Source organism: Pilimelia terevasa, from assembly GCF_014647915.1.
Lineage (GTDB): Bacteria > Actinomycetota > Actinomycetes > Mycobacteriales > Micromonosporaceae > Pilimelia > Pilimelia terevasa.
The window spans coordinates 79,658-105,903 of the sequence record NZ_BMQC01000009.1; the positions used below are offsets into that span (position 1 = coordinate 79,658).

Genomic DNA, 26,246 nt, shown 5'->3' on the forward strand with positions numbered 1-26,246 from the left:
CCGCGGAGCCGCCGGACCGCGCTTGCGCCCGGCCGCGATCTGGTGAAGCCTGTGAATGTTTCACCGCAAAGCGGAGGTGGCGGTCGATGGATACTGGCGTCGAGCCGGAGCTTGCCGCGCTCCTGAACCGCGGGCCCTTCCACGAGGCGCTGCGCCGGGCGATCAAGACCCGCCGGCTCTCGCTGCAGGCGATCCAGCGGCGGCTCGACGAGGCCGGCCTCCACGTGGGCCTCGGCACGCTCAGCTACTGGCAGTCCGGCCAGCGGCGCCCCGAGCGCCCCGCGTCGCTGAAGATCGTCGCGGCGATCGAGCGGATCCTCGACCTGCCCCCGCGCGCGCTGCTGGGCCTGCTCGGCCCGCCCAAGGAGCGGCTCTCGCCCCGCCGCCGGCCGGCCCCCGGCAAGGCGCTGGCCGACCTGCTGCGCGCGCCGGGGCCGGTGGAGAGCCTGCTCGAAGCCCTGGGCCGCCGCGAGCAGGACCTGCACCTGCTGGTCGCGCTGGACGTGGTGACGCTCGCGGACAACGGCGGGATCGCGGCGATGGAGGCCACCAACGTCGTCGAGGCCCACCGCCCCACCGACCGCTACATCCTCGTGTACTTCGGCGAGCCGGAGTCCGATGCGGAGCTGCTGAGCGTCACCGCCCTCGACGGCTGCCGGGTCGGCCGGCTCCGGCGCGACGCCGAGGCCAGGCTGATCGTGGCCGAGCTGCTGTTCGACTTCGAGCTGCACGTCGGGCAGAGCCACGTCATGCGGTACCTGCTCCAGGACGCCAGCCCGCCGCCCACCACCGAGTACTACCGCTGGATCCGCCACCCCGCCCAGACGGTCGTGACGCAGGTGAAGTTTTCCGCCAGCCGGCTCCCGGCGATGGTGTGGCGCTTCACCCGGCCGTACGAGGGCGCGCCGGACCAGTTCCGGCAGGAGGTGCCCGTGGGCCCGCACCGCAGTGTGCACCTCACCCGCAGCCAGGTCGAGCCGGGCCTGATGGGCATCCGCTGGGTCTGGGGCTGACACCGGGGAATCCGGGGCTTTCGGATTCGATGTACTTCGATTAATCTACCGTTCACATGAGAGCGTCACATCTCGTGAAACTTTCACGCTCGCGCCGGCCGCGCGGGCGGCCGGACGGTCGCCGCCCGTAGCGCCGGGGCACCCGCAGCCCGCCCGGCGGCCCCGGCCCGGCCGCCCGTCACCCACCCTCACCCAGTGGCCCCGCCGCCACCATCGCCTTAGGAGTAGACGTGCGTCTCACCTCCGCTGCCGCCGCGGCCCTCGCCGCCGCGGTCCTCTGTGGCGCCTGGGGCGCCCCGGCCGCCGCCGGCCCCGACGACCCCGCGGTCCGCATCGTCGGCGGCAAGGTCTCCAGCGAGAAGTACCCGTACACCGGGCAGCTCGGCGGCTGCGGCGCCAGCCTCATCGCCCCGACCTGGCTCGTCACCGCCCAGCACTGCGTCAGCATCGCCCGCCAGGTCCGCCTCGACAGCAACAGCGCCAACTCCGGCGGCGAGGTGATCCGGGTCAAGCGCGCCGTCAACGGCCCCGGCGGCAAGGACATCGCGCTGCTGGAGCTGGCCCAGCCCGCCAGGACCACGCCGATCCGCATCGCGCCCTCGCACCCGGGCGTCGGCACGCGGACCCGCATCATGGGCTGGGGCTCCACCACACCCGACGGCAGCAGCCAGTCCAACGTGCTCAAGGAGCTGGACACCAGCGTGCTGGAGGCCCGGCAGTGCGCCAACCTCCCGGGCGGCGTGCCGCCGGCGGACGGCGCCCGGGAGCTGTGCACCCAGTCGCCCAACAACCAGGGCGCCTGCCACGGCGACTCCGGCGGGCCGCAGATCACCCAGATCGACGGCACCTGGTACCTGGTCGGCGCCACCAGCCGCGGCGCCCCGCGGGCCTGCGCCCGCAACTCCTCGCCGTCCATCTACATGAGCGTGCCCGCCTTCATCGACTGGATCAGGACGACCACCGGCATCAGCAGCCTCGGCCGCTGACCCGCCCGGACCCGGCGGCGGCGGACCCCACCCCGCCGCCGCCGACCGGCGCGCCGACATCGACACAGGGCGATGCAGAGCCGACAATGGGCGGAGCCGGCGCCGTACCCGCCGGCCCGCCGCCGCTGCCGAGGAGTGCCGATGACTTCACGCCCCACCCGCCGGATGGCCCTCGCCGGAGTCGCCGGCCTGGTCCTCGCCCTGCCCGCGCCGGCCTCCGCCGCCCCGACCGAGACGCGGGTGGTCGGCGGCCGGCCCGCCGCCGAGGGCGCCTACCCGTGGACCGCCTACCTCGGCGGCTGCGGGGGCTCGCTGGTCTCGCCGGACATCATCATGTCGGCCGCGCACTGCTTCGGCAGCAACAGCACCCGGGTGACCGCGTACGTCGGCAAGGTCCGCAAGGGCGAGGGCACCCGGCGGACGGGGAGCAGTTTGCGCCGCGGCGTACCGGCCGACAACGACGAGGACCAGCGCCCGCCGGACAACGTCTCCGACTGGGCGGTGATCAAGCTCGACCAGCCGATCACCGACATCGCGCCGGTGGCCGTGCCGGCCGACGACCGGTTCGACAGCACGCCGGTGTTCCGGGCGATGGGCTGGGGCCGGACCAGCGAGAACGGCCCGACCAGCAGCACCCTGCTGGAGGTCGACGTGCCGTTCGTGCCCGACGACCAGTGCGCGCGCTCCGTGGGCAAGGCCGAGATCTGCGCGGGCTACCTGAAGGAGGGCGGCCGGGACACCTGCTACGGCGACTCCGGTGGGCCGCTGGCCGCCCGCGACGGGGACCGGTGGGTGCTGGTCGGCCTGACCAGTTGGGGCAAGGGCTGCGCCCGGGCCGGCGAGCCGGGCCACTACGCGCAGGTCAGCGCGTTCATCCCCGACATGAAGGCCGCGATCAGGACCCTGGGCGGCACCCTGCCCGCCGGCTGGTGAGACCCGCGCCGCGCGGGCTGGCGCGGCGCCGCGCCGAGCGGGCTGGCGCGGCCCGCGCCGGTCAGGCGCGGCGCAGGTAGCCGCCGAGACCGCCGAGGCCGTCGGGGTCCTCGCTGGCGACGAAGACCGACCGCACGTGCAGCAGGGCCTCCTCGACGTGCGCGTGACAGCCCCAGGCGGCGACCCCCCACGAGTCGGCCACCTTCAGCTCGGCCGGCCCGGCGCACGGGCGGCCGGTGCCGCCGAGCTGGCAGCGCGGCGGCCGCGGTACCTCCCGCTGCGCGGCGGCGCCGGCCCGCAGCCGGGCGGCCAGCGCGCCCGCCGCGGCGGCCCGCTCCTGCGCCTCCTCGCGCAGCTCCCGCTCGGCCCGGACCGCGCGCAGGGCGTCCAGCCGCAGCGCGAGGTGCGCGGTGACCAGGGCGGCCAGGTCCGCCAGTACCGCGGCCCGGGTCGCGTCCAGCTCGCGCGGCACGACGTCCAGGACGGCGACGGTACCGAGGCGGTGGCCGTCGCCGGTGACCAGCGGCGCCGCGGCGTAGAAGCGCAGTCCCAGCTCCCCCCGGACCAGCGGGTGGTCGACGGTGCGCGGGTCGACCGCGGCGTCGCCGACGACGTACAGCCCGTCGGCGAGGAACGCCGAGGCGCACAGGCCGGGCTCGGTACCGACCTGGGTGACGCCGTCGAGCCCGGCGCTGGCGGCGAACCAGACGCGATCGGCGTCCACGATGCTGACCGTGGCGACCGGGGTGTCGCAGACTCGGGCGGCCAGGTGGGCGATCCGGTCGAACGCCCCGTCGGCGGGCGCGTCGAGAATCTCGTGGCGGTGCACCGCCGCCAACCGGCGCGGGTCGGTGAGCGCGGCGGCGCCGGCGGTAGCTGTCAACGGAGCCCCCCTCCAGTGGTCCCGAAGCGTACGGGGCCACGCCCGCACCCGCGCAGCAGGACCGCCTGACGAGCATCCGTCTCGTACTTTGAGTAGCTGGAAACTCACGCAGAGGTGGCTGATGGCGAACATTGGGCGGCGAACGGCGACGGTGCCGCGGCGCTCCCGCGACCCGCTGCGACCGAAGTGGTACGCCCTCCCGCAGTGGACAGCGTGGGGGTCCCTCGCGGGCATTGCGGGCGCGGTGACCGCGGCGGCGGCCTGGCTGCTCCCGCCGGCTCCGCCCCCGCCGCCGGCCGCGCCCGCGCCGCCGGCCGCCACCGCGCCCCCGCCCGGTGCCCCCGCGGCCGGGATCAGCCCCGGCGTGCCGATCGCCGTTGCCGGCGCCGCGGCGCCGGCCGCCGGCTCCGGCGTGTCGACCGTCCACATCACGCAGTGGCGGTCGACAGTGGAGGCGGGGCGGGGCACTCTCTACGTGGAGGGCGGCTACACCGGGGCGCTCGGCGCCCGGGAGCAGATCCGGGTGGTCGCCGTCGCCTCGGCCGGCGGCGCGGCCCGGGACGGCGGCGCCCAGACCTGGCACGTGTCGCCGCAGGCCGCCATCCTCGGCGGCGGCCGGTGGTCGGTCCGGTGGCCGCTCACCGCGCCCCTGGTCGACGTGGACATCCGCGCGGTCCGCTGGGCCCCGCCGGGCCTGGTGACCCACGGCGTCTGCCCGGACATCCCGCCCGCGCTGCGCCCGTACGGCTGCCACGGGTACGGCGGGACGCGGCTCGACCTCGCCCGCCGCGGCCCGCGGCTCGTCGAGCTGGGCGACCGGCGGTACCTGCGGCTCGCGCTGGGCCCGCCGTCGGCCCCCGCCGCCGGGGCGCCGGGCGACGGGGACGGCTGGCCGGCCAGCGCGCCGCGGCGCGTGCGCCTGCCGGCGGCGGCGGCGTGGCCGAAGGCGGAGCTGGCGCCCGCCGACCGGGCGCTGTGCCGCCAGGGCCTCCTCGACCGCGCGGACGTCACCACCTGCGCGCGGTGACCCCCCGCACGCGGCGTGCGGGGGCCGGGTTCACCGGGTCCGCTGGCGCGGCACGCCGCCCGCCGCCCTCGCCGCGGCGGCCGCGGGTGCCGGCGCGGCGCCGGCCGGGTCGGGGGCGGGCGGCGCCGCGGTGACCAGGCGGGCGGGGTTGCCCGCCCAGGCGGTGCGGGCACTGACCTGCTCGCCCTTCATGAGGAACGAGTCGGGTCCGATGACCGCCCCGTCCTCCACCGTCACCCCGTAGTGGACGAACGCGCGCACCCCGAGCGTGCAGCCGGCGCCGAGGGTCGTGTGGTCGGACTTGAACGCGCCCTCCTCCAGTGAGTGCGACTGGATGCCGCTGCCGGCGTTCAGCGTGCAGTCGTCGCCGACCGCGGCCAGCCGCCGCTCGGTGATCCAGAATCCGTCGTCGAACACCCGCCGGCCGATGCGCACGCCCTGGCAGCGCCAGATCAGGTTCTTGAACGGCGTACCGTCGAACGCCCGCGCGAAGTCCACCAGCGGCACCTTCCAGAACCGCTCGTGCCACCAGAAGTACGGGTCGTAGATGGAGCAGAAGCGCGGACCCATCTCCCCGGTGGCCACCACCAGCCGCTCCACCGACACCGACAGCGCCACGCCGTACCCGAGGGCGAGCACCACCGCCGCGGCGAACGCCGCCGTCCCGAACCGGTCGTGCAGGTCCGCGGCGGCGAGGCCGAGCAGCAGCACGCCGAACAGGTACAGCCACCGGACGCACAGGAACGCCGCCATGGTGACGAGGTTGTGCCGGTTCTTGGCGGCCAGTCGGCGCGCGAACTCCTCGCCGCTCTTGAGGTCGTCGAAGCTGCTGTCGCGGCGCACCGCGCGCGGGATCTCGAAGGGCGGCGAGCCGAGCAGGCCGACCCCCGTGCGGACCGGCCCGTCGACGGGCACCATCACCTTGGTGCCGAGCAGGCAGTCGTCGCCGACCCGCCCGTCGGCCGGGTAGTGGATGTTGTTGCCGACGAAGCTGCCGGCGCCGATCCGGGTGTGCCGGAGCTGGAACGACGTGCTGGAGTAGTCGGCGTTGTTGAAGGTCAGGCCGTCGGAGACCATCGTGCCGGTGCCCACGTGGGTCAGGAACGGGCTGTCGTGGCGGACCAGCATCCCGAAGTTGGAGCCGGTCTGGACGATCCGGCCCAGGTCGTAGCCGATGGCGCGCAGGAAGTGGACGATGTACGAGCTGTCGCCGAACAGGTAGGTGAAGGTGCGGCGGTTCGTCAGCCGGGTGACGGTCCGGTGGACGGCGTAGTGGAAGCCGTACAGCGGGTACACCCGGTCCGGGCGGCCGGCCCGGTGCAGCAGCCGCGGGACGGTGACCACGACGGCCAGCCCGACGAGAAGGCCGCCCAGGTACAGCACCAGTGAGCTGACCAGCGCGTCCCGGTAGAACGCCCACGAGGTGGCCGCGCCCTGCGGCGCCATGACCGTCCCCACGACCGGCAGCCGCTCCAGGACGCCGATCAGCAGCGCCAGCCCCAGCGGCGCGTACAGGAGCAGAGCGCTGACGAGCTGCATGGCGCCGTAGCCGAACCGCCGGGCGGCGCCGCACGCCGCCGGGGCCACGACGCGGTAGTCGACCGTCGTCGGCTGGGCCGGGGAGCCGTGCCAGCGGGCGCCGGCCGGGACCCGCTGGCCGCGGTGCAGCGCGGAGGTGTGCCCGAGCTGCCCGCCGTCGCCCACCGCGGTGTCGATGTCCAGGACCGCGGCCTGGCCCACGAAGGCGTCCCGGCCGAGCGTCACCGGCCCGGTCTGGATCAGGCCGGCCTGCGCCCGGTACCCGGGCAGGAAGGCGTCCTTGGAGACGACCGCGTGGTCGCCGATGGTGATCAGGTCGGTGCAGATCGGCGGGCTCGGGGAGAGGTACAGGACGCCGCGGCCGACCCGCGCGCCGAGCAGCCGCAGGTACACCGAGTACAGCGGCGAGCCGACGAACAGCATCATCGGGCTCCACCGCAGCAGCGTCTTGACCGTCCAGAAGCGCAGGTACCGCGGTCCCCACACGGGGAACTCGGCGGCGGTGAACCGGCCGACCAGGACCCACTTGGCCACCACCGGCCCGACGGCGAGCCCGGCGAAGCCGAGGGCCCCGGCGGCCAGCGACCGCAGGTAGGTGTCCACCCAGCCGGTGCCGCTGGAGACCCACAGGTACGCGGTCTCCAGCAGCAGCGCGCTCAGGTAGGCGTAGCAGAGGAACAGCGCGAACTGCGCCGCGCCGCAGAGCAGGTAGCGGGCCGTCGGGGTCCGCGGCGCGGCGGGCACGGGCGCCGCCGGGGCCGCCGCGGCGGCCGCCCCCCGGCCTAGCGCGGCCGCCAGGTCGCGGACCGTCGGGTGCTGGTACACGTCCCGCATCGACACGTCGGCGAGGTCGGAGCGCTTGCGGATCCGGGCGCAGAAGTGGGCCAGCAGCAGCGAGTTGGTCCCCAGGTCGTCGAAGAAGTGGCTGTCGACGGAGACCCGCTCCAGCCGCAGCACCCCGGCGAGCAGGCCCGCGAGGACCGCCTCGGTGGCGGTGGTCGGAGCGGTGTACTCCCCCGGGCCGGCCCCCGCCTGGCTGCGGGTGCCGCGCGGCGGTGGCAGGTTCTTGCGGTCGGCCTTGTTGCTGGGCAGCATCGGGATGTGCGCCAGCTCCTCCAGGTACGCCGGCACCATGTACCCCGGCAGGTGCGCGCGCAGCTCCGCCAGCACCCGCGCCGGGTCCAGGCCCGCGGTCCCCCGGCGGAGCCGGTAGTAGGCCACCAGGTCGACGGCGCCGGGCTCGGGCTCCCAGGTGTCGACCACCGCCTGGGCGATCCCCGGGACCTGGAGCAGCACCGACTCGATCTCGGTCAGCTCGATCCGGTACCCGCGGATCTTCACCTGGGTGTCGAGCCGGCCGAGGTACTCGACCTCGCCGTCGACGGTGACGCGACCGAGGTCGCCGGTGCGGTAGATGCGCCCGGACGGGTTGTCGGCGATGCCGAGGAAGTCCGGCACGAACGCCCGGGCGGTCAGGTCGTCGCGGTTGACGTACCCCCGGGCCAGGCCGATCCCGGCGATCCCGATCTCCCCGACCTCGCCGGGTGCCAGCGCGCGGGCGTCGTCGGGGTCGAGGACGACCACGGCGTACGTCGGCAGCGGGACGCCGAGGGTGACCGGGCGGTCCGGGTGCAGCGCGGTCCAGGTGGCGGTGACGGTCGCCTCGGTCGGGCCGTACACGTTGAGGAAGCGGCGGTCGGGGCGGTACCAGCGGGCGACCAGGTGCTGCGGGCACGCCTCGCCGGAGACGAGCAGGAACCGCAGGTCCGGCAGGTCCTCCTCGACGGTGGCGAGCAGGGTCGGCACGCAGGCCAGCGCGGTGACCCGGTGGGTGCGCAGGAAGTCGTGCAGGTCGTGGCCGAGCAGGGTGGAGCCGCCGGGCTTGGGGACCAGCGTCGCCCCGGCGGCGAGGGCGACCCAGATCTCCTCGACGGAGAAGTCGAAGGCGATCGTCATGCCCTGGTACATGCGGTCCTCGCGGACCACCCCGTACACCTCGTCGGCGACCCGGACGAAGTTGGCGATGCCGGCGTGGTCGACCGCCACGCCCTTGGGGCGCCCGGTGGTGCCGGAGGTGTACACGATGTAGCACAGCTCGTCGGCGGGGGTGCCCCGCTCGGCGTCGGTCAGGCGGTGCCCGGGCCGGGAAGCCACCGCCGCCCGCGCGGAGTCCAGGCACAGCGGCGCCGCCCCGGCGGCGGGCAGCAGTCCGCGCAGGTGCTCCAGGGTGAGCACCGTGCGCACGCCGGCGTCCTCGACGATGTACGCGATCCGGTCCGGCGGGAACGCCACGTCCAGCGGCACGTACGCGGCGCCGGCCTTCAGCGCCGCCAGCAACGCGACGTAGGTGTGCACCGGGTCGTCGAACAGCAGCCCGACCCGGTCGCCGGCCGCGACGCCGACGGCGCGCAGGTGCCGGGCCAACCGGTTGGCGCGCGCGTCGAGCGCGTCGTAGGTGAGCGTGCCGCACGGGCCGTCGACGGCGAGCTGGTCGCCGTGGCCGGCCGCGCGCAGCGCGTCGCACCGCTGCTCGAACAGGTGCTCCAGCCGCTCGCCGGGTCGCCAGCGGATGCCCTCGGCATGTCCGGCGCCGCGCAGGACGGGCCCGGCGGCCCGGCGCGCCCCGGCGCCGGGCCGCGTGTCGCCGATCGACGTACTCATCGCTCTCCCGCCTCAGGCCGTTGCCGCCCCGGCGAGGGCGTCGCCGCCCCGCGCGCCGAGACCCGCGCCGACGGGCCGGTTGCCCGTGGTGCACTCGGTGATGGCGTCGACCAGGATCGCGCACGCCGTCTCCAGGAGGTCCGCCGAGACGTTCAGCGGCGGCAGCAGCCGGACCACCGTGTCGTCGCGCCCGCCGACCTCCAGGATCAGCCCCCGGCGCAGCGCCGCGGCCTGCACGCGCCGGCCCCGGTCGCCGACCGGCCGGCCGGTGGCCGGGTCGGCCAGCTCCACGCCCCACATCAGGCCCGTCCCCCGGACCTCGCGCACCCACGGGTTGGACCGCAGCGGGCCGAGCCGGGCGGCGAGCTGCCGCCCGCGCTCCTGGACGTTGCGGAGGACGTCGTCGCGGCGCACCATGCGGACGGCCTGGGCGCCCGCGGCGAACGCGAGCTGGTTGCCGCGGAACGTCCCGGTGTGCGCGCCGGGCTGCCACCGGTCGAGCCGCTCGTGGTACATGATCACCGCGACCGGCAGGCCCATTCCGGACAGTCCCTTGGAGGCGACGATCACGTCGGGCTCGATGCCGTACTGCTCGAACGCGAACCACGTGCCGGTCCGCCCGCAGCCGGTCTGCACCTCGTCGACGATGAGCGGAATGTCCAGCTCGCGGGTCAGCGCCCGGACCCGGGTGACGTACTCCGCCCGGGCCGGGATCACCCCGCCCTCCCCCTGGACCAGCTCCATGATCACGGCCGCGGGCGGGGCGATGCCGCCGTTGGGGTCGCGCAGGGCGCGTTCGAGGACCGCCACGCAGTTCACGGCGCAGGTGTCCGGCCGCAGGTCGACCGGGCAGCGGGCGCAGTAGGAGTACGGGAACATGTGCACGCCCGGCATCCCGTTGGCGACCGGCTGCTTCTGCTCGACCAGGCCGGTGACGGCCATCGCGGCGTGGCTGCTGCCGTGGAAGCCGCCCTGGAACGAGATGATGTCCCCGCGCCCGGTGGCGATCTTGCAGAGCTTGATCGCGGCGTCGACCGCGTTGGCGCCGGTCGGGCCGCAGAAGTGGATCTTCGTGGTGTCCCGCATGGACGGCGGCAGCATCGAGAGCTGCGCGTCGATGAAGTCGTCCTTGGCCGGGGTCGGGAAGTCCAGCCCATGGGTGAGGCGGGTGAGCTGGTCCCGGACCGCGTCGAGCAGCTCCGGCGGGTTGTGGCCCAGCGTCAGTACGCCGGCCCCGGCGAGGAAGTCGATGAAGACGTTGCCGTCCATGTCGCGGACGAGGCTGCCCGCGGCCGAGTCGATGGCGATCGGCAGGTGGCGCGGGTAGCTGCGGGCGTGGGACTCCCGGCGCTGCTGCCGATCGAGGAACTCGGCGGACCGGGGTCCCGGAAGATTTCCCTCAACGCGCGGGCCGGCGAGTGGCGGCGCCAGGTCCAGTGTGGTCACAGTCAGACTCCCGTGGCTTCTCGGCGCGGCGGCTGGTGGGGCCGCCGTGAAGCATGGTGCCTGCGGACTGTATGGGCGGAAACGCGTTTTCCCTAGGTCTGAATCTATTCAGCTCGCTGTCAGGAATTTGACACCCGGAGCCTCTGGCCTGTGATTCGCCGCTCCGGTAGCGTCGTCAAATTCTCTCTCGGCCCATTTGCTGACGGAGTATTCCCATCCGCTCTATAAGCCGCGCGCTGAGCTGCGGATACCTGCGCGATAACCCCGGATTGTGGCGCTAGGTCGCATTGTTCGCATCGTGCCGCGCAGCGGGGTCCCGGGGCACTTTCGTACGTCTCCCGAAGCGGCGCCGCGCATTGAGCATACATTGAGGAACCACCCAGGCAACGTTGAGGTTTCGCTATTTCCGCGAGCGGGGCATTCCGCCCCGTCCGGCCCGCGCGCACCTGGCGCCACTCAGCCGGCGAGAAAGGAGAAGCGCACCTGCCGCTGCGGGTTGTCGCCGTTGGTGTCCACGAGGCAGACCGACTGCCACACCCCCAGCGCCAACTCCCCGCCCAGGACCGGCAGGACGGCGTACGGGCTCACGAACGCCGGCAGCACGTGGTCGCGCCCGTGCCCCGGCGTGCCGTGCCGGTGCCGCCAGCGGTCGTCGCGGGGCAGCAGCGTGTCCAGGGCCGCCAGCAGGTCCTCGTCCGAACCGGACCCGGTCTCCAGCACCGCCACGCCCGCGGTCGCGTGCGGGACGAACACGTGCAGCAGCCCGTCGCCGGTCCCGGCCAGGAAGGCGCGCGCGGCGGCGGTCAGGTCGTGGACGACGGCGGAGTGGCCGGTACGGACGGTGATCAGTTCGCTTCTCATCCCCGCAGTCTGCCGCCCCGAACCGCGGTCAGCCGCCCCGGTCGGCCGCGCCGGCGGTCAGCCCAGCAGGTGGTGGGGCCAGCACCAGCGCCACGACTCGCCCGGCTCCGCCGAGCGGATCACCGGGTGCCCGGTACCGGCGAAGTGGGCCTGCGCGTGCCGCAGCGGCGAGGAGTCGCAGCAGGCGACGTGCCCGCAGGTCAGGCACCGCCGCAGGTGTACCCAGTCGGTGCGGTCCAGGGCGCGGCAGTCCGCGCACCCGGCGACGTCGACCGGGTCCGGGCCGGCGGGGTGCGCGCGCAGGTGCGCGCAGGTCGCCGGGGCGTCGGGCACCGCGGGCGCCCGCTCCGGCGGCGCGCCCCGCGGCAGCAGCATCGACTCCTCCAGGTCCATCGCGTACTGGGCGCCCGCCATCACCTCCTCCGCGATCCGGCCCTGGTCGCGGGCCCGGCGGAACACCTCCCGCTCGGCGCCGAGCATCGCCAGCCGGACCCGCGCGTACGCCTGCGACGGCGTCTCCTGCGTGTCGCCCAGCCGCTCCCACACCCGGTTGCTGCGCAGCTCCGTGAGCTGGTGCAGCCGGGCCGCCACCTCCGGCGGCACGTCGGGCGCCAGCTCCTCCAGCCGGCGCCGGGCGGCCTCGCTTGCCTGGTGCTGGACGGCCGCCTCCGCCAGCAGGTCCTCGGTGGGGTCGTCCGGCGGCAGCCGCAGCCGCCGGGCCACGGCCGGCAGCGTCGTCCCGTGGATCACCAGCGTGGCCACGATGGTGGCGAACGCGAGCCAGATCAGCAGGTCCCGCGGGTACGGCCCGGCGGCCAGCACCGGGGGCAGCGCGAGCGCCGTGGCCAGCGTGACCACGCCCCGCATCCCGGCCCACGCGATGACCGCCGGCCCGGCCAGCGGCGGCGCCGGGTCGCGGCGCCGCACGGACGGGACCAGCCGCGTCAGGTACGTGGCCGGGAACAGCCAGAGGACCCGGGTGGCGATGACGGTGCCGACCACGGCCGCCGTCAGTGCGACGACGGTGCCGGTCGGGGTGTCCAGGTTGCGGACGACGTCGGCCAGTTGCAGCCCGACCAGCAGGAAGACCGCGCCTTCGAGCAGGAAGCTGGCCAGGGACCAGAACGCCTGGGTCTGGAGCCGGGAGGCCGCCGGCTGGAGGGTGACCAGCCGGTGGCCGAGGTACAGCCCCGTGACGACGACCGCGACGACCGCGGACGCGTGGATGGCCTCGGCGGCCAGCGCGACGGCGAACGGCGTCAGCAGGGACAGCGCGTTGGCCAGCAGCGGGTCGGTGGTGCGCCGGTGCAGCAGCCCGGCGACGAGCGCGCCAGCCAGGCCGACGAGGACCCCGCCGCCCGCGGCCCGCACGAACTCCCCGGCGATGTGCCACGGCCCGGCCGCCGCGCCCGCGGCGGCGGCCGCGGTGACCCGGAACAGCACGAGCGCCGTGGCGTCGTTGAGCAGGCTCTCGCCCTCCAGGATGGTGACCACCCGCCGGGGCAGCCCGATCCGGCGGGCGACCGCGGTGGCGGCCACCGCGTCCGGCGGCGCGACGACCGCGCCGAAGGCGAAGCAGAGGGACAGCGGCAGCGCGGGCAGCAGCAGGTGCAGGACCAGGCCGACGGCGAGCATCGTGAACGCGACCAGCCCCACGGCCAGCAGCAGGATCGGCCGCAGGTTGAACCGGAACGCCGGTACCGACATCTGGAGGGCGGCCACGTACAGCAGCGGCGGCAGCACGCCCACGAGGACGAAGGTTTCGCTGATCTGCACCTGCCACGGCACGGCCAGCGAGATCGCCAGGCCGACGAGGACGAGGGCGATCGGCGCGAGGACCCCGATCCGGCGGGCCAGCGCCGACACCACGACGACGATGGCGACGAGGAGGACGACTTCGGCGTACGCGGTCATCCGCCGAGCGTAGGCGTCGGCGGCGGGACGGCGTGCGCGGTGCGGTACCGGATCACCAGCCACGACACCCAGCCGGCGCCGATGACGAAGCCGAAGCTGATGATGCGGTACAGGACGACGGTGGCGATCGCGGTGCCGGTGTCCACCCCGCCGGCCACCAGGCCGAGGATCAGCGCGCTGTCGATGACCCCCAGCCCGCCGGGCACGATGGTGATGCTCGCGGCGGCCATCCCCGCGCAGAAGGCCAGCAGGAGCTGGGTGACGCCGATCCGGCCGCCGCCAACGGCCAGGAAGCACATCCACAGGCAGCCGGCGTCGAGCAGCCAGTTGAGCGTGGCGTAGGTGCCGGCCGCGGCGGCGTGCGTGGGGGTGAGCCGGGCGGCGCGGAGCTGGTCGACGAAGGCGCGCAGGCGGTCCAGGCCGGCGGCGGCGGGCCGGCGGCGGATCCGGTTGACCCGGGCCAGCGCCGCGCGGGCGGCCGGCTTGAGCCGCTCCGGGTGGTGGGTCACCTGCCGTACCCCGAGGGTGATGAGCAGGCCCGCGACGGCGAGCGCGGCCAGCGCCAGCAACTGGGGGGTGCCGTTCGCGGTGAGGACGCCCGCGGCGGTGACGACGGCGAGCGCGGTGGCCGACAGGATGCCGCTGAGCGCGATGCACCACGAGGCGACGGCGGGGGTAGCGCCGAAGCGGCGCATCTGCTGGTAGTTGAACCGGGTGGAGAACGCGGGGCCGCCGGGGAGGGTGACGCTGAGCGAGTGGGCGGCGTACGCGAGGGCGACGTGGCGGCGGATCGACACCCGCACCCCGGCGGAGAGCAGCAGGCGGCGCTGCATCCGCGCGTACATGCCCATCGAGGCCAGCTCGGCGGCCACGGCGCCGGCCAGCCACCCGGCGTGGGGCGCGCGCAGGTGTGACAGGGCGGAGGTCAGCGACGGCCAGCCGAGGACCAGCTCGACCGCGAGCAGGCCGAGCAGGCCGAGCACGGCGGCGCGGCGGACCCAGGCCCGGGCGCGGCGCGGGCGGCGGCGCCCGTCCGGCGGCGCGGGCGCGCGGGCGGCCGGGCCGGCCGGCCGGTGCCCGGCGCCGGGCGCGGGATCCGAGACCATCACGTTCCTTCGCGGGCCAGTGCAGGCGGTACCGGCGGCACGGCCGTGCCGGACCGTGCGCGGACGTCACCCGCGAGTCTGGCCTGTCCACGGACCCCGCGTACCGGTATTTGCGCACCGCGACCGCCCCGCTCCGGGATTCCGGGGCCTCACCGGCCCACTCCCGCCCCAGTGCCGCACAGGAGACCCGTCGACCCCACCGGCCACCCGCCGACCGGCGTCCCGGCGCCCGTGGCGTGCGGTACTGGCGGGGAGCGGTGAAAGGCCGGGCGTGCGGTGACGGCCGGACCCAAGTCGCCCGGCCCGGCGGCCCGTCGCCGGGCCCGCCGGGCGCCACAGGACGGCGGCGGCGCTGACGGCCGGAGGAGTGCGCGCGTGAATCCTCCGCGGGCCTGCCGGACCGGGCGAGGGGGCCGAACCTAACAGCCGGCGGGCCACTGTGGACGGTGGCGGCCGGGCGCCTGCACATCGCGCCGATTCCGGCCGGCCCCCTCCCGCGCCCGTCACGGACAGCAATCGACCGAACCGGATCCGTTCACCTGACGGGCCGCCGACCTGACCGTCTAACTTCTACCTATGGACACAGAGGCGGACACGGGGGACTTCTGCCGGATTTTCGTCGCCGGTCGGGCGACGGCGCAGGAGGTCAGCACGGCCCTCCGGGCGACCGGGCGGTACGCCGCCGACGCGTCCTCCCTGGTCCGCGACGGGGTGCTGGTGGACGTGCGCCGCAACAAGAGCATGCCCCGGGTACCGGCCGCCGAGCGGGCGGCGATCCTGGAGCACTCCGGCGAGTGGTTCGGCTGGCCGGTCGTCGTCGACGTGTGGCGGGAGTCGGCGGCGGACGCGTCCACCGACACGCTCCGGGCGGTGGCCTCCGGCGTCCGCGACGACCTGCGGACTGCCGGCTGCCGCGTCAAGATCGTCGCCGACCTCACCTGACCGCCGGCACGGGCGGCCGGCGGCGGCCCGGCGCGCGGCCGGGTCCGCCAGGGGCCTGAGACGGGTCAGCGGATGGCCGTCGGGTCGGCCCGGACGCCCTGCTCGCGGGCGGCGGCGGAGATCCGCCGGGCCAGGTCGACGTCCCGCGCGCTCAGGCCGCCCACGTCGTGCGTGCTGAGGCGTACGGTCACGCCCCGGTACCGCAGGTCGACGTCGGGGTGGTGGTCCGCGGCGTCGGCGAGCGCCCCGATCGCCCGGATCAGCGCGACCCCCGCGGCGAACGTGCCGGTGCGGAAGTACGCGCAGGCGGCGGCGTCCACCACCCGCCAGTCGGCGACCCCGTCGGCCTCGTGGAACTGTCGGGGCGTGATCGCGTCGGTCATCCCCCGACGGTACCGCCGGGCAGGTGCCCGGGCGCGGGGTCGCGCCGGGCGGCGGCGGCACTGCCCCCAACTGTCCGCGGCACCCGGCCCGCAACCCCGTTGACCAGGCGCAAGTGTGCATCTGTTGAGGGCGCCGCGGCGTTGACGCGCACCAGGCCACTCGGTGATGGTGATCGATGAATCGGTTTCCCCCACCCGCCCCATCCGACCCCCTGGGAGGTTCGATGTTCGCGCTCCGGTCGCGGATCGGCCCCGTCCTCGGCGCCGCCGCCCTCGCCGGCCTCTCCGCCGCCGCCCCCGCCGCCGCCGCGCCGCCGGCCGACCCGCCGCAGCGCATCATCGGCGGCGAGAACGTCCAGGGCGATGTCCCCTGGGCCGCCGCCCTGGGCGGTATGTGCAGCGCCTCGCTCATCGCCCCCGAGTGGGTCCTCACCGCCAAGCACTGCGCGACCCAGCCGGGCGCGACGGTGTCGGTCGGCAAGGCGGACCGGACGCAGGGCGCCAGCTTCAAGGTCAGCTCGGTGTCCCGGTCCCCGAAGTCGGACCTGGCCCTGCTCAAGCTGGAGCGCCCGGTGCCCGACGCCCAGCCGGCCAGGCTGGCCGCGGCCGACCCGGCGGTGGGCGGCACCGTCGCCATCTTCGGCTGGGGCCGGACGTGTACGAACTGCGCGTCCACGACGATCCTGAAGACCGCGCAGATGAAGTTCACCAGGATGGAGAAGGACTCGGTCGGCGCGCCGGTCCTCTACCTCGACAAGATCACCGGCTCGCCCTGGAAGGGCGACTCGGGCGGCCCGGCGTTCGTCGACGGGATCCAGGTGGGCGTGCTGTGGGCCGGCAACGAGGGCAGGAACGACGCCTACTACAGCAGCGTCGCCAACGGGCGGGACTGGATCCGCTCGATCGCCGGCGTCTGACCGGCCGCTGACCGCGCGGCGACCGGCCTCCCGCCGGGTGATCGTGTCCCACGGAGTTCCCCAGCCCCGTGGCGGGGGACGGTCGCCGCGCACTCCCCTACGCACCGTGACGGGCGCCACCCCGGCCGGGGAAGGGCTAAGGTCCACCCCCCGGCCGACGATGAGGCACCCGCAGGAAGCCACGGACGGCGGATGGGGCGCGTCATGATCAAGCACGAGACGGTACGACTCGGCCAGTGGGCGGCAGCCCGGCTGGCCACCCACGGCGCGCGCGCCGTCGCCATGGGTACCGTCGGCCTGGTGGCCTCGGCCAGCGTGCTGTGGTCCTCGGCCCAGTCGGCGTTCAACGCCACGACCACGAACCCCAACAACTCGATGAGCATGGGCAGCGTCGCCATCAGCGACAACGACTCCAACGTCGCCCTGTTCACGGCCTCGAACCTGCTCCCGGGCAACACGGCCACGAGCTGCATCGTCGTCACGTACAGCGGTAGCGCCACCGGCACGGTGAAGCTGTACACCAGCAGCTACAACGCCACCGACGGCGCGGCCGACGGCGCGGTGCTCGGCACCTGGCTGAAGATGCTCATCCAGGTCGGTACCGGCACCTGCGGCGCCCCGGTCGGCCTGACCGACATCACGGCGGCCACCCCCGGCGACACCATGGCCACGGTCAGCGGCAAGACGACCTTCGCCAACGGTTACGGCACCGGCTGGACGAGCGCCGCCTCCGGCAACACCCGCGTCTTCCGCTTCACGTACACGGTCGACGCGTCGACGCCGCAGACCGCCATGGGCGACGGCATCACCACGAACTTCGTCTGGGAAGCCCAGAACAACTAGCCCTCGGGGCGCCGCCGACCCGGTCCGGCGGCGCCACCGGGCCGGCCCTACAGCGGGTGCCACCCCTCAGCGGGGTTGCCGAACCTGTCCCTACCGCCGCCGTTCAGCAGTCGTAGGCGTCGACGGCGACCGCGGGGCGCAGCGCCTCGGTGGTACCGGAGTGCAGCGTGGCGGTGTCGGTGGGCGCCTGCGTCAGCGAGTGCAGCTCGGTGATCAGCTTGAACGTCTGCCGGGCGCCGCAGTCCACCAGTTCGGTGCCCGCGCCCTCCACCGGCGGCCCCCACGAGACGTGGGTATTGCCGGGCCAGGTCCGCCGCGACTCCACGCCCGCGTCGACCGCCGGCTCGACCCGCGCGGCTGTCTGCGCGCCCGCGTTGACCGAGGTGTGGATTTCGGCGCGCGGCCGCAGCTCCGCCAGTTCGAGCCGCTTGTGTGCCTTCATCCGCACCTCGATGGTGGCCTCGCAGTACGTGGACAGGCCGCCACCCGTCGTGGACAGCGTGAATCCGGGGGTACTGAGCCGGATCACGTCGGTGCCGACGACCTCCACGGCCGGGGTGCCGGTCTGGGTACACAGCCCGGCGACGGCGGTCAGGGTCACCGACACCCAGTCGGCGCGCGACGCGGCGGCGGCCGCGGGAGGTGCGGTGAACGGCAGGGGCGCCAGGGCGGCGACGGCACATGCGGCCACCTGCCGGAGAGCGGATGCTGTCACGGAATCCTCTTTCGTCACGGATTGTGGTGGCACGCAGTTACCATGCCGCCACGGGGAGTCGCGGTAGGACCGTCGCATCGTAGGTAGCGCCCGACCGACCGGGGGTCAGGCCGGTACAAGTAGACCGTGGGGGCGAGAAGTCGCACCACCAATTCAATGTGGACATTCGCACCAGTTCACAGGGTTTCACAGAACGCTCCTTCGCGGCCGAAATCGGGCGCACCCGATTGATCGCCGAAGCTCAGGAGGGGTGCGGGCCCGAACCGGCAGCGCGGATGTGGCGCGCCGCACACCACGGCCTTCACAGGTATCGAGACAGGCGAATCTGGGGATGGTGCGTCCGGGCCGCGCCGCCCGGGGTCGACCGGCCCCGGCACCGGGCGTGGCGAGAAGGGGAGGCCGACCGCGATGTCCCCCGACGTACTCGCCTGGCGCCGGGAGTGCCTGGACCGGCAGCTACCCCGCCCGGCGTTCCCCTCGGGCATCGCCGTGCCCGGTGCCGTCGCCGCCGCCGTCGTCGCCCTCGTGGGCCTGCTCGGCGCCGGCCTGCTGTACCGGGCCGGCGCCGTGGACGCCCAGGCCGCGGTCGTCGCCTCGCAGCGCGAGTCGGTCGCCGACCTCGGCCAGGGGCTGGCCGCGAACCTCGAACGCCAGGTCGACGCCCTGGCCGGCGCCGCCGCCCGGGGCGACGACGCCGCCGCCCTCGTGGCCGGCGCGCGCCAGGCCGGCTGGACCGGCGCCGCCGTCTGGCACCCCGCGACCCGGGCCACGGACGCCGCGAGCGGCCAGCCGGTACCGCTGGAGATCCCCGAGTCGTGGAGCCGCACCACCACCCCCCGCCGCACCGGCACCGCGGGCGGCGCCCTCGTCGCCCGGCTGCCGGTCGGCGCGGACCGGGTGCTCACCGCCGTCCGGCCGATCCTCACCCGCGACCTGCGGCTGGACCGCGACACCGCGCAGACCCTCGTCCTCGCCGGCCTCGACGGCGCGCCGCTGCAGCGCCAGGGGAGCCTGGACGCGGGCGCCGCGCCGTGGCGCGCCCTGGTGGCCCGCGCCATCGCCGCCCAGGACGGCGGCCGGCCCGGCACGGCGACCGGGCCGGCCCGGCACACCCCGTTCGGGAGCCGTACCCCCGTCGTCACCGCCGCGCCCGTCGGCCAGACCGGCGACTCCGTCGTGTCGCTGGTCCACCTGCCGCCCTCGACCCCCTGGTCCATGCCCGCCGCCTGGTGGGTGGCCGCGGGCGGCCTCGCGCTCGCCGCCGCCGTCTGGGCGCTCGGCACGGGCGGGCTCGTCCGGCCGCTGCGCCACCTGCTCGCCGCGCTGCGCAGCCGGGCCTGCGACGCCCCGGCGCCCGCGCGGGCGGCCGGCACGCTGGCCGAGGCGCGGGAGATCCTGGCCGCCGTCGGCCCCGTGCACCGCCGCGGCCGCGGTGCCGTACCGGCCGCCGCCGTCGTCGTGGCGACCGCGCTGCTGGTGGCCGGGGGCGCCGTCGCCGTCACCCAGGCGTACGCCCACCGGCCGGACGCCGTGCCCGCGCCGCTCCTCAGCGACGTGCGCAACCGGGTCGACGGCGCCCTGCTCTCCCTCCGCGAGACCCTGGTCCGCGGCCGCGACCGGGTGGCCCGCGCGGCGGCGGCCTGGCCGGCCGACGACCGCCAGGGCGCGCCGCTGCTCCAGGAGCTGGTGACAGCCGGGACCGGCCTGCGCAGCGCCTACCTGACCGAACCCGACGGCCGGCGGACCCTGGCGGCCGGCGAGGACCCGTACCGCCCCCCGACGCCCGCCGAGGACGGCGAGGGCGTCCGCCTCGACCGCCGCGTCGACCACGTGCCCGCGGTGTACGCCCAGGCCCGGCTGCGCTCCGGCCGGCTGCTCGCCGCCGAGTTCGACCCGCGCGCCCTGCTGGAGCCCCTCCAGCGCGCCCAGGGCCGGGTCCGCGTCGTGGACGACCGCCGCCGCACGGTGCTGGACACCGACGGCTACATCGCCTTCAGCACCCTGGACGACCCGGCCGCGCGCCGGGCCGCCCGGGCCGCCGCGGCGGCCGGCGACCAGCCGACCGCCGTCACCCCCGAGGGCCAGGTGCTGACCAGCGTCCGGCTCCGCGACGCGCGGCTGCCCGCCCTGGACTGGACGCTCGTCGCGGCGCAGCCGGTGTCGGCGCTCGGCCTGCCCGAGACGCAAGCGCGCCGGGCCGCCCGGATGCTCGCGGCGGCGCTCGCATCGGTGGCCGTGGGCCTGCTGCTCTGGCAGACGCTCGTGGTCGTGCTGCCGCTGCGCCGGCTGCGCGGCGCGGCGCGGCGGCTCGCCCGCGGCGACACGGCCACGCCGGTGACGCCGCTGCGCTTCGACGAGATCGGCGCGCTGGCGATCTGCCTGGAGGTGTGGCGGCAGGGCCACCGCGAGGGCGGCACCCGGTGGGGCGCCGCGTCCCGGCTGTACCCCGGCGCGGCGACGCCGCCCGCGGAGTCCCCGCGGACGGCCCCGGCGGGCGAACCGGAGGCGGGCGAGCTGGTGGCGGCCGGGCGGGTGGGCGCATGACGGTCCTGCGCCTGCTCTACCTGATCCTGGCCGGGTCCGCGCTCGCCCTGCTGGTCGCGGGCGTCCGCGAGCAGCGCCGGCACCTGCGGCACCTGCACGCGATCCCGCACCGGGTGCTGGTCAACGGCATCCGCGGCAAGAGCTCCATCACCCGGCTGTGCGCGGGCGCGCTGCGCGGCGGCGGCCAGGTCGTGGTCGCCAAGACCACCGGTACCGCCGCGCGGCTGATCTTCCCCGACGGCACCGAGGAGCCGGTCTACCGCAAGTTCGGCGTCGCCAACGTCGTGGAGCAGATCGGCATCGTCCGCCGCGCCTCGGCGTACCGGCCGGACACGCTCGTCATCGAGTGCATGGCCGTGCTGCCCGCGCTCCAGGAACTGAACCAGGAGAAGCTCATCCAGTCCACGATCGGCGTGCTGTGCAACGTCCGGGAGGACCACCTCGACGAGATGGGCCCGACGCTGGACGACGTGGCCCGCTCGCTGAGCCGCTCGATGCCCGTCGGCGGCGTGTGCGTGACCGCCGAGCGCGAGCGCCTGCCGCTGCTGCGCGCCGAGGCCGCGCGGCGCCGGTGCGAGCTGGTCAGCGTCGACCCCGAATCGGTCACCGACGAGGAGCTGCGCCGGTTTGGCTGGATCACCTTCAAGGACAACGTGGCCATCGCGCTCAAGGTGGCGCAACTGCGCGGGGTGTCCCGCGCCGACGCGCTGGCCGGCATGTGGGCGGCGCCGCCGGACCCCGGCGCGCTGACGGTCTCCCGGTACCGGGTCGGCGGCGGCGTGCTCTCGTTCGCGAACGTGTTCGCCGCCAACGACCCGCAGTCCACGCTGGACAACGTCCGGCTCATGCAGCGGCAGGGCCTGATCGGCGGGCCGCTGCACGTGGTGATCAACTGCCGGCCCGACCGGATGGAGCGCAACGCGCAGATGGGCGCCCTGGTCGCCGACCTGGACCCGGCCCGGGTGGTGCTGATCGGCGACCCGGTGCGCAGCGCCCGGTCGGCCGTCGCCGCGGCCTGGGCCGACCGGGTCGCCGACCTCGGCGGCCGCCGCTCCCCGCAGCGGCTGCGCGAGGAGCTGCTCGCCGGGGTGTCCGGCGACGTGTCCATGGTGGCCATCGGCAACATCCACGGGCAGGGGGAGGTGCTGCTGGAGGAGCTGGCGGCCCTGCCGGCGGCCGACGGCGCCGGCCCGCCGCCGCAGCGGGCGGCCGCCCCGGCGCCGGTACCGACGACGACGAGGGGATGACGATGTTCGGAATCACCGTGAACCCGCAGCTCGCCGCGATCGGACTGGGCCTCGGCCTGATCTTCGCGCTGGTCTGCTACCTGGCCACCAACCTCTCCCCCGGCGGCATGATCACGCCGGGCTGGGTGGCGGTGTCGGTCCTCACCGACTACCGGCAGACGGTGGTCATCGCCGGGATGACGGTCGTGACCTACCTGGCGACGCGGGTCGTGCAGAAGGTGACGATCCTGTACGGCAAGCGGCTGTTCGCGGCCGTGGTGCTGCTCGGGGTCGTGCTGCAACTGTCGCTGTACCTGCTGATCCAGCGGGACCTGCCGCTGCTGTTCGAGCACCAGACGCTCGGCTTCATCGCGCCCGGCCTGATCAGCTACCAGCTTCTGCGCCAGCCCCCGGTGCCGACGATCGCCGCGGTCGTGACGGTGTCCGGGGTGACGTTCGCCGCGCTGGCGGCCGGGGTGCTGGGGGGGCTCGGGCCGTGGGCGTGAGGTCGCACCGCCGGACGGTGTCGCCGGACCGCCTCGGCACCGCCGTGGTCGCCGCGGCGACGGCGCTGGTCCTGGGCACCAGCATCAGCACGTTCGTCCGGCGGCCGGCGGGGCCGCACCGCGCGCAGGCGTCGGCGGCGACGTCGGCCCGGGAGTCCGGCCACTACTTCGACCGCGCCGCCGACCCCGCCCGGACCGTGGTCCGCGGCGCCGACGGCCGGGTCGTCGCGGTCCTGACCGACGGCGCGCGGACGGTCCGGCTCTCCGGGCCGTCACGGGACTTCGCCGAGCCCCGGTACACGGCCCGGCACGTGCGCACCAACGCGTGGGTCCGGCTGCTGCCGCGGCCGTGGACGCAGGAGACCCGCAACGCCCCGTGGTTCGTCCAGTGGCTGGCCGACGCCCGCGCCGACCGCTCCCCCGACGTCCTCGCCGTCATGGCCGAGTACCTGCACGGCGCCCCCGCCCGCCGCGACCGGCACGGCGTCCGGGTGGCCGGCGACGCCGAGTACGGCCCCGTCTCCGCCGACGACCCGGACGGCCGCGCCGAGAACTCCGACTTCTACGACTACCTCGGGGTGCCCTGGAGGTTCCCCGGCGGCGAGGTGCGCGCGCCCGCGCGGAAGCGGTACGGCGCCGCCGACTGCTCGGGCTTCATCCGGCTCGTCTACGGGTACCGGATGGGCCTGTCGATGCGCGCCCGCGGCGACCGGCGGCCGGGCGAGCTGCCCCGCACCTCGGCGGCGATGGCCAGCCGCGCGGGCGGTACCGTCGTCGCCCGCGACCGCAACGGCCCGCCGCCGCTGGACCAGCTCCAGGAGGGCGACCTGGTGCTGTTCGACGTGGACCCCGACGACCCGGCGCCGATCACCCACTCCGGCATCTACCTCGGCCTCGACGACGAGGGGCGCCCGCGCTTCGTCTCCAGCCGGACCACCGCCAACGGCCCGACGTTCGGCGACCTCGGCGGCGCCGCGGTCCTGGACGGCCCCGGCCACTACGCCCGCGGCCTGCGCGTCATCCGCCGCCTCTGACCGCCGGTCACCGACCCTCGGCTCACCGCCGGCCGGCACGGGCGCCGCCCGGGGCGGGACTACGGCCGGTGCAGCGAGTCCAGGAGCGGGCCGACGGCGGCGACCAGGCGGTCGACGCCGGCCGGGTCCTCGCGGACGCCGCGGCTCAGCTCCAGGTGGACGAACGCCGCGCCGGCCGCCGCCGCGGCGCGGCCCTGCGCGTTGGTCCGGCCCTCCAGGTCGCCGCACCGGCGCTGCCACGCCCGGCACACCCGCCAGCCGGCGCGGGCCAGCGCGTCGGCGACCCGGGCCGGCCCGCCGAGGCGGTCGGTCGCGCCGGTGGAGACCACGGCGTCGTACCCGGGCAGGCTGTCGTCGGCGTAGCCGTGCACCTGCACCTGCGGCACCCCGGCGGCGGCCGCCCGCGCGGCCAGCGCGTGGAACAGCGACTCCGGCCGGTGCGCCACGTCGGCGCGGCCGTCGGCGGCGTCCCGGTGGGCGCCCGCCACCAGCAGGTACGACCGCGGGGTCGCCGCGGCCAGCCGGGCGGCGATCCGCTCGCTGTGCCGGTCCGCGCGCGGGTGCGGCGCCTCGACCAGCACCGCCGGGCGGCCCTGGCCGTAGGCGAGCAGGAACGGCAGCCCGCGCCGGTCGGCCGGGTCCGGCGCGGTGAGTGCGTACGGCGGGCCGGCGGGGTCGCGGTACGGCCGGGTCTCGTAGTCCAGCGCCCCCAGGTCGGGCGGCGTGCCGGCGGCGAGGGCGCGGGCGAACGCGTCCCCGGCGCGGCGGGCGGCCGCGGCACCGGGCTCGCGGTACGGGCCCTCCGCCGTGAGCCCGGAGGTCAGGACGGCGACGACCTCCTCCGGGGCCACGGCGTCGGCGGCCAGCACGGAGGGTCGCTCGGCGCCGGGGTCGTCCGCGGGGCCACCGGCGCACGCGCCGCCGGTGGCCACCGCCAGCAGGAGCGCCGCCGCCCGTACGGCGGTGGCGCGGCGTCGGGAAGACATCGAAGGACATCGTAGCCGCGACGGTCCCGGACGGCCCGCCGACGGCGCGCGACGCGTCCGCCGGCCCTCCGGTGCGAGGATGGGGCGATGGACGTGCGGAGTCCCCACCCCGCGGCTGACAACCCACCCGGCACCGTGACGGTGGTGATGGGCGTGGCCGGCAGCGGGAAGACCACGGTCGGCCGCCTGCTGGCCGACCGGCTGCGCGTGCCGTACGCCGACGGCGACGACTTCCACCCGGCGGCCAACGTGGCGCGGATGCGGGCCGGGCACGCCCTGACCGACGCCGACCGCGCGCCGTGGCTGGCCGCCCTCGGGCGGTGGATCGACGCGCGGGGCGCCACCGGCGGCGTGGTGAGCTGCTCGGGCCTGCGCCGGGCGTACCGCGACGCGCTGCGGCGGGACCGGCCGCGGGTGCGCCTGGTCCTGCTCACCGGCGACCCGGACCTGCTCGCCCGGCGGATCGCCGGCCGGCGGGACCACTTCATGGCGCCGGCCATGCTCGCCGGCCAACTGGCGACCCTGGAGCCGCCGGAGCCGGACGAGCCGGTGCTCCAGGTGGACGTCGCCCCGCCGCCCGCCGTCCTCGTGGCGCGAATCGCGGACTGGCTCGCCGCGCCCGTTTCCCCGCCCGCCGCCGCGGGTACGCCGCCGGTGCGACCGCCGGCGCGCTGAGGCGCGGGCGGCGCGGGACGGGAGGTCCCCATGCGCGCGCTCACCGTGCTCCCGGGCAAGGCCGACAGCGTCGAGGTCGGCGACCTGCCCGAACCGGACCCCGGGGACGACCTGCTCCTGGTACGCGGCCTGGCCGTCGGGGTGTGCGGGACCGACCGGGAGATCGCCGACGGCCGGTACGGGGAGGCGCCGCCGGGCCGGGACCGGCTGGTCCTGGGCCACGAGTCGCTGGGCCGGGTGGCGCAGGCGCCGCCGGGCTCCGGCTTCGCCGCCGGGGACCTGGTGGCGGGCGTGGTCCGGCGGCCGGACCCGGTGCCGTGCGGGGCCTGCGCCCGCGACGAGTTCGACATGTGCCGCAACGGCCGGTACACCGAGCGGGGCATCAAGGGGCTGGACGGCTTCGGCAGCCAGTGGTGGACGGTGGAGCCGCGGTACGCGGTGCGGCTGGACCCCGCGCTCGGTGCGGCCGGCGTCCTGCTGGAGCCGGCCTCCGTCGTGGTCAAGGCGTGGGAGCAGGTGGACCGGGTCGGCGCGCGGGCCTGGTCGGAGCCCCACCGGGTACTGGTCACCGGCGCCGGCCCGATCGGCCTGCTGGCGGCCCTGATCGGGGTCGGGCGGGGACTGGCGGTGGACGTCCTGGACGTGGCGACCGACGGGCCCAAGCGCGCGGCCGTCGAGGCGCTCGGCGCGCGGTACCACTGCGCCGGCATGGCCGAGGCCACCCGGGCCGCCCCCGACATCATCATCGAGGCGACCGGGGTCTCCGAGGTCGTCGTCGACGCGATGGCCGGCACCGGGGCGTACGGCGTCGTCTGCCTCACCGGGGTGTCCGGGCCGGGCCGGCACCTGCGGGTCGACGTGGGCGCCGTGAACCGCGAACTCGTCCTGGACAACGACGTCGTCGTCGGCTCGGTCAACGCCAACGCCCGCCACTACGCCGAGGCCGCCCGGGTGCTGGGCGCCGCGGACCCGGCCTGGCTGGCCGCGCTGGTCACCCGGCGGGTGCCGCTGGCCGGGTACGCCGGGGCGCTGGCGGCGCGCGCGGACGACATCAAGGTCGTCATCGACCTCGACTGACCGGCGGGCGACCCCGGGTGTCCCGGAGC

The 26,246-nt window shown here is 76.0% G+C and carries 22 protein-coding genes; 13 read left to right on the forward strand and 9 right to left on the reverse strand.

The window, feature by feature from the left end; genetic code table 11:
• The first annotated feature begins 86 nt into the window (after positions 1-86).
• The 3 genes from IEY75_RS14040 to IEY75_RS14050 all read left to right on the forward strand — a co-directional run bounded on the left by IEY75_RS14040 (position 87) and on the right by IEY75_RS14050 (position 2,932).
• Positions 87-1,013 carry a helix-turn-helix domain-containing protein gene (locus tag IEY75_RS14040; RefSeq protein WP_189114783.1) on the forward strand — a complete coding sequence of 309 codons (927 nt, stop codon included), beginning with the start codon at positions 87-89 and terminating at the stop codon, positions 1,011-1,013.
• 230 nt (positions 1,014-1,243) lie between these two features.
• Complete coding sequence (locus IEY75_RS14045; protein WP_189114784.1) at positions 1,244-1,999, forward strand: S1 family peptidase; 756 nt, start codon at positions 1,244-1,246, stop codon at positions 1,997-1,999.
• Positions 2,000-2,140: 141 nt separating this feature from the next.
• Entirely contained in the window at positions 2,141-2,932 is a 792-nt protein-coding gene (locus tag IEY75_RS14050; RefSeq protein WP_189114785.1) for a serine protease, read from the forward strand.
• Positions 2,933-2,993: 61 nt separating this feature from the next.
• On the opposite strand, the gene IEY75_RS14055 is transcribed toward IEY75_RS14050, so the two are convergent.
• Positions 2,994-3,815, reverse strand: a complete 822-nt coding sequence (locus IEY75_RS14055) for a GAF domain-containing protein (RefSeq protein ID WP_189114786.1) — start codon at positions 3,813-3,815, stop codon at positions 2,994-2,996.
• Between the two features lie 121 nt (positions 3,816-3,936).
• Between IEY75_RS14055 and IEY75_RS14060 the strand changes: the two genes are divergently transcribed.
• Positions 3,937-4,842 carry a hypothetical protein gene (locus IEY75_RS14060; RefSeq protein ID WP_189114787.1) on the forward strand — a complete coding sequence of 302 codons (906 nt, stop codon included), beginning with the start codon at positions 3,937-3,939 and terminating at the stop codon, positions 4,840-4,842.
• 30 nt (positions 4,843-4,872) lie between these two features.
• On the opposite strand, the gene IEY75_RS14065 is transcribed toward IEY75_RS14060, so the two are convergent.
• From IEY75_RS14065 to IEY75_RS14085, 5 genes are all read right to left on the reverse strand, one after another.
• Positions 4,873-9,042 (reverse strand): Pls/PosA family non-ribosomal peptide synthetase, encoded by a 4,170-nt coding sequence (locus tag IEY75_RS14065; protein ID WP_189114788.1) that lies wholly within the window; start codon positions 9,040-9,042, stop codon positions 4,873-4,875.
• Between the two features lie 12 nt (positions 9,043-9,054).
• Positions 9,055-10,488, reverse strand: coding sequence for an aspartate aminotransferase family protein (locus IEY75_RS14070; protein WP_189114789.1), 1,434 nt, complete (start codon positions 10,486-10,488; stop codon positions 9,055-9,057).
• Between the two features lie 456 nt (positions 10,489-10,944).
• Entirely contained in the window at positions 10,945-11,349 is a 405-nt protein-coding gene (locus IEY75_RS14075; RefSeq protein ID WP_189114790.1) for a YjbQ family protein, read from the reverse strand.
• A gap of 57 nt (positions 11,350-11,406) precedes the next feature.
• The gene (locus IEY75_RS14080; RefSeq protein ID WP_189114791.1) at positions 11,407-13,263 is read right to left on the reverse strand and encodes a Na+/H+ antiporter; all 1,857 of its coding nucleotides are present in this window, start codon (positions 13,261-13,263) and stop codon (positions 11,407-11,409) included.
• A complete protein-coding gene (locus IEY75_RS14085) occupies positions 13,260-14,369 on the reverse strand; it encodes a lysylphosphatidylglycerol synthase transmembrane domain-containing protein (RefSeq protein WP_189114792.1) in 1,110 nt (369 codons plus the stop codon). The genes IEY75_RS14080 and IEY75_RS14085 overlap by 4 nt, the downstream gene beginning before the upstream one ends.
• 576 nt (positions 14,370-14,945) lie before the next feature.
• Here IEY75_RS14085 and IEY75_RS14090 point away from each other — a divergent pair.
• Complete coding sequence (locus IEY75_RS14090) at positions 14,946-15,311, forward strand: hypothetical protein (RefSeq protein ID WP_189114793.1); 366 nt, start codon at positions 14,946-14,948, stop codon at positions 15,309-15,311.
• A 65-nt stretch (positions 15,312-15,376) separates the two neighbouring features.
• Here the strand turns inward: IEY75_RS14090 and IEY75_RS14095 are convergent, their stop codons facing one another.
• Positions 15,377-15,694: a 4a-hydroxytetrahydrobiopterin dehydratase gene (locus IEY75_RS14095; protein ID WP_189114794.1), complete on the reverse strand. Its 318-nt coding sequence runs from the start codon at positions 15,692-15,694 to the stop codon at positions 15,377-15,379.
• A 224-nt stretch (positions 15,695-15,918) separates the two neighbouring features.
• On the opposite strand from IEY75_RS14095, the gene IEY75_RS14100 reads away from it, so the two are divergent.
• Together IEY75_RS14100 and IEY75_RS14105 are read left to right on the forward strand one after the other, a co-directional pair.
• The gene (locus tag IEY75_RS14100; RefSeq protein WP_189114795.1) at positions 15,919-16,611 is read left to right on the forward strand and encodes a S1 family peptidase; all 693 of its coding nucleotides are present in this window, start codon (positions 15,919-15,921) and stop codon (positions 16,609-16,611) included.
• 204 nt (positions 16,612-16,815) lie between these two features.
• Positions 16,816-17,454, forward strand: coding sequence for a hypothetical protein (locus tag IEY75_RS14105; protein WP_189114796.1), 639 nt, complete (start codon positions 16,816-16,818; stop codon positions 17,452-17,454).
• A 103-nt stretch (positions 17,455-17,557) separates the two neighbouring features.
• On the opposite strand, the gene IEY75_RS14110 is transcribed toward IEY75_RS14105, so the two are convergent.
• Positions 17,558-18,169, reverse strand: coding sequence for a hypothetical protein (locus IEY75_RS14110; protein WP_189114797.1), 612 nt, complete (start codon positions 18,167-18,169; stop codon positions 17,558-17,560).
• Positions 18,170-18,577: 408 nt separating this feature from the next.
• On the opposite strand from IEY75_RS14110, the gene IEY75_RS14115 reads away from it, so the two are divergent.
• From IEY75_RS14115 to IEY75_RS14130, 4 genes are read left to right on the forward strand one after another with little or no spacing between them, the layout of a single operon-like run.
• A complete protein-coding gene (locus IEY75_RS14115) occupies positions 18,578-20,713 on the forward strand; it encodes a HAMP domain-containing protein (RefSeq protein WP_189114798.1) in 2,136 nt (711 codons plus the stop codon).
• On the forward strand, positions 20,710-21,960 hold the full coding sequence (gene pgsB / locus IEY75_RS14120; RefSeq protein WP_189114799.1) for a poly-gamma-glutamate synthase PgsB: 1,251 nt from the start codon (positions 20,710-20,712) through the stop codon (positions 21,958-21,960). Before IEY75_RS14115 ends, pgsB begins: the two co-directional genes overlap by 4 nt.
• On the forward strand, positions 21,957-22,445 hold the full coding sequence (locus IEY75_RS14125) for a poly-gamma-glutamate biosynthesis protein PgsC/CapC (RefSeq protein WP_189114800.1): 489 nt from the start codon (positions 21,957-21,959) through the stop codon (positions 22,443-22,445). The genes pgsB and IEY75_RS14125 overlap by 4 nt, the downstream gene beginning before the upstream one ends.
• A gap of 17 nt (positions 22,446-22,462) precedes the next feature.
• Positions 22,463-23,479 (forward strand): NlpC/P60 family protein, encoded by a 1,017-nt coding sequence (locus tag IEY75_RS14130; RefSeq protein ID WP_189114801.1) that lies wholly within the window; start codon positions 22,463-22,465, stop codon positions 23,477-23,479.
• Between the two features lie 59 nt (positions 23,480-23,538).
• Here the strand turns inward: IEY75_RS14130 and IEY75_RS14135 are convergent, their stop codons facing one another.
• On the reverse strand, positions 23,539-24,465 hold the full coding sequence (locus IEY75_RS14135) for a hypothetical protein (RefSeq protein WP_189114802.1): 927 nt from the start codon (positions 24,463-24,465) through the stop codon (positions 23,539-23,541).
• An 87-nt stretch (positions 24,466-24,552) separates the two neighbouring features.
• Here IEY75_RS14135 and IEY75_RS14140 point away from each other — a divergent pair, with 87 nt between their 5' ends.
• Together IEY75_RS14140 and IEY75_RS14145 are read left to right on the forward strand one after the other, a co-directional pair.
• Positions 24,553-25,140 carry a gluconokinase gene (locus tag IEY75_RS14140; RefSeq protein ID WP_189114803.1) on the forward strand — a complete coding sequence of 196 codons (588 nt, stop codon included), beginning with the start codon at positions 24,553-24,555 and terminating at the stop codon, positions 25,138-25,140.
• A 30-nt stretch (positions 25,141-25,170) separates the two neighbouring features.
• Entirely contained in the window at positions 25,171-26,217 is a 1,047-nt protein-coding gene (locus IEY75_RS14145) for a glucose 1-dehydrogenase (RefSeq protein WP_189114804.1), read from the forward strand.
• The last annotated feature ends 29 nt before the right edge of the window (positions 26,218-26,246 follow it).

Bases quoted from the DNA above. Each gene is read 5' to 3' on its own strand.
- IEY75_RS14065 (WP_189114788.1), bottom strand. From the start codon at position 9,042: ATGAGTACGTCGATCGGCGACACGCGGCCCGGCGCCGGGGCGCGCCGG.
- IEY75_RS14095 (WP_189114794.1), bottom strand. From the start codon at position 15,694: ATGACCGACGCGATCACGCCCCGACAGTTCCACGAGGCCGACGGGGTC.
- IEY75_RS14135 (WP_189114802.1), bottom strand. From the start codon at position 24,465: ATGTCTTCCCGACGCCGCGCCACCGCCGTACGGGCGGCGGCGCTCCTG.
- IEY75_RS14080 (WP_189114791.1), bottom strand. From the start codon at position 13,263: ATGACCGCGTACGCCGAAGTCGTCCTCCTCGTCGCCATCGTCGTCGTG.
- IEY75_RS14090 (WP_189114793.1), top strand. From the start codon at position 14,946: ATGGACACAGAGGCGGACACGGGGGACTTCTGCCGGATTTTCGTCGCC.
- IEY75_RS14060 (WP_189114787.1), top strand. From the start codon at position 3,937: ATGGCGAACATTGGGCGGCGAACGGCGACGGTGCCGCGGCGCTCCCGC.
- IEY75_RS14085 (WP_189114792.1), bottom strand. From the start codon at position 14,369: ATGGTCTCGGATCCCGCGCCCGGCGCCGGGCACCGGCCGGCCGGCCCG.
- IEY75_RS14125 (WP_189114800.1), top strand. From the start codon at position 21,957: ATGACGATGTTCGGAATCACCGTGAACCCGCAGCTCGCCGCGATCGGA.
- IEY75_RS14115 (WP_189114798.1), top strand. From the start codon at position 18,578: ATGTCCCCCGACGTACTCGCCTGGCGCCGGGAGTGCCTGGACCGGCAG.
- IEY75_RS14105 (WP_189114796.1), top strand. From the start codon at position 16,816: ATGATCAAGCACGAGACGGTACGACTCGGCCAGTGGGCGGCAGCCCGG.
- IEY75_RS14040 (WP_189114783.1), top strand. From the start codon at position 87: ATGGATACTGGCGTCGAGCCGGAGCTTGCCGCGCTCCTGAACCGCGGG.
- IEY75_RS14100 (WP_189114795.1), top strand. From the start codon at position 15,919: ATGTTCGCGCTCCGGTCGCGGATCGGCCCCGTCCTCGGCGCCGCCGCC.
- IEY75_RS14050 (WP_189114785.1), top strand. From the start codon at position 2,141: ATGACTTCACGCCCCACCCGCCGGATGGCCCTCGCCGGAGTCGCCGGC.
- IEY75_RS14145 (WP_189114804.1), top strand. From the start codon at position 25,171: ATGCGCGCGCTCACCGTGCTCCCGGGCAAGGCCGACAGCGTCGAGGTC.
- pgsB (WP_189114799.1), top strand. From the start codon at position 20,710: ATGACGGTCCTGCGCCTGCTCTACCTGATCCTGGCCGGGTCCGCGCTC.
- IEY75_RS14140 (WP_189114803.1), top strand. From the start codon at position 24,553: ATGGACGTGCGGAGTCCCCACCCCGCGGCTGACAACCCACCCGGCACC.
- IEY75_RS14075 (WP_189114790.1), bottom strand. From the start codon at position 11,349: ATGAGAAGCGAACTGATCACCGTCCGTACCGGCCACTCCGCCGTCGTC.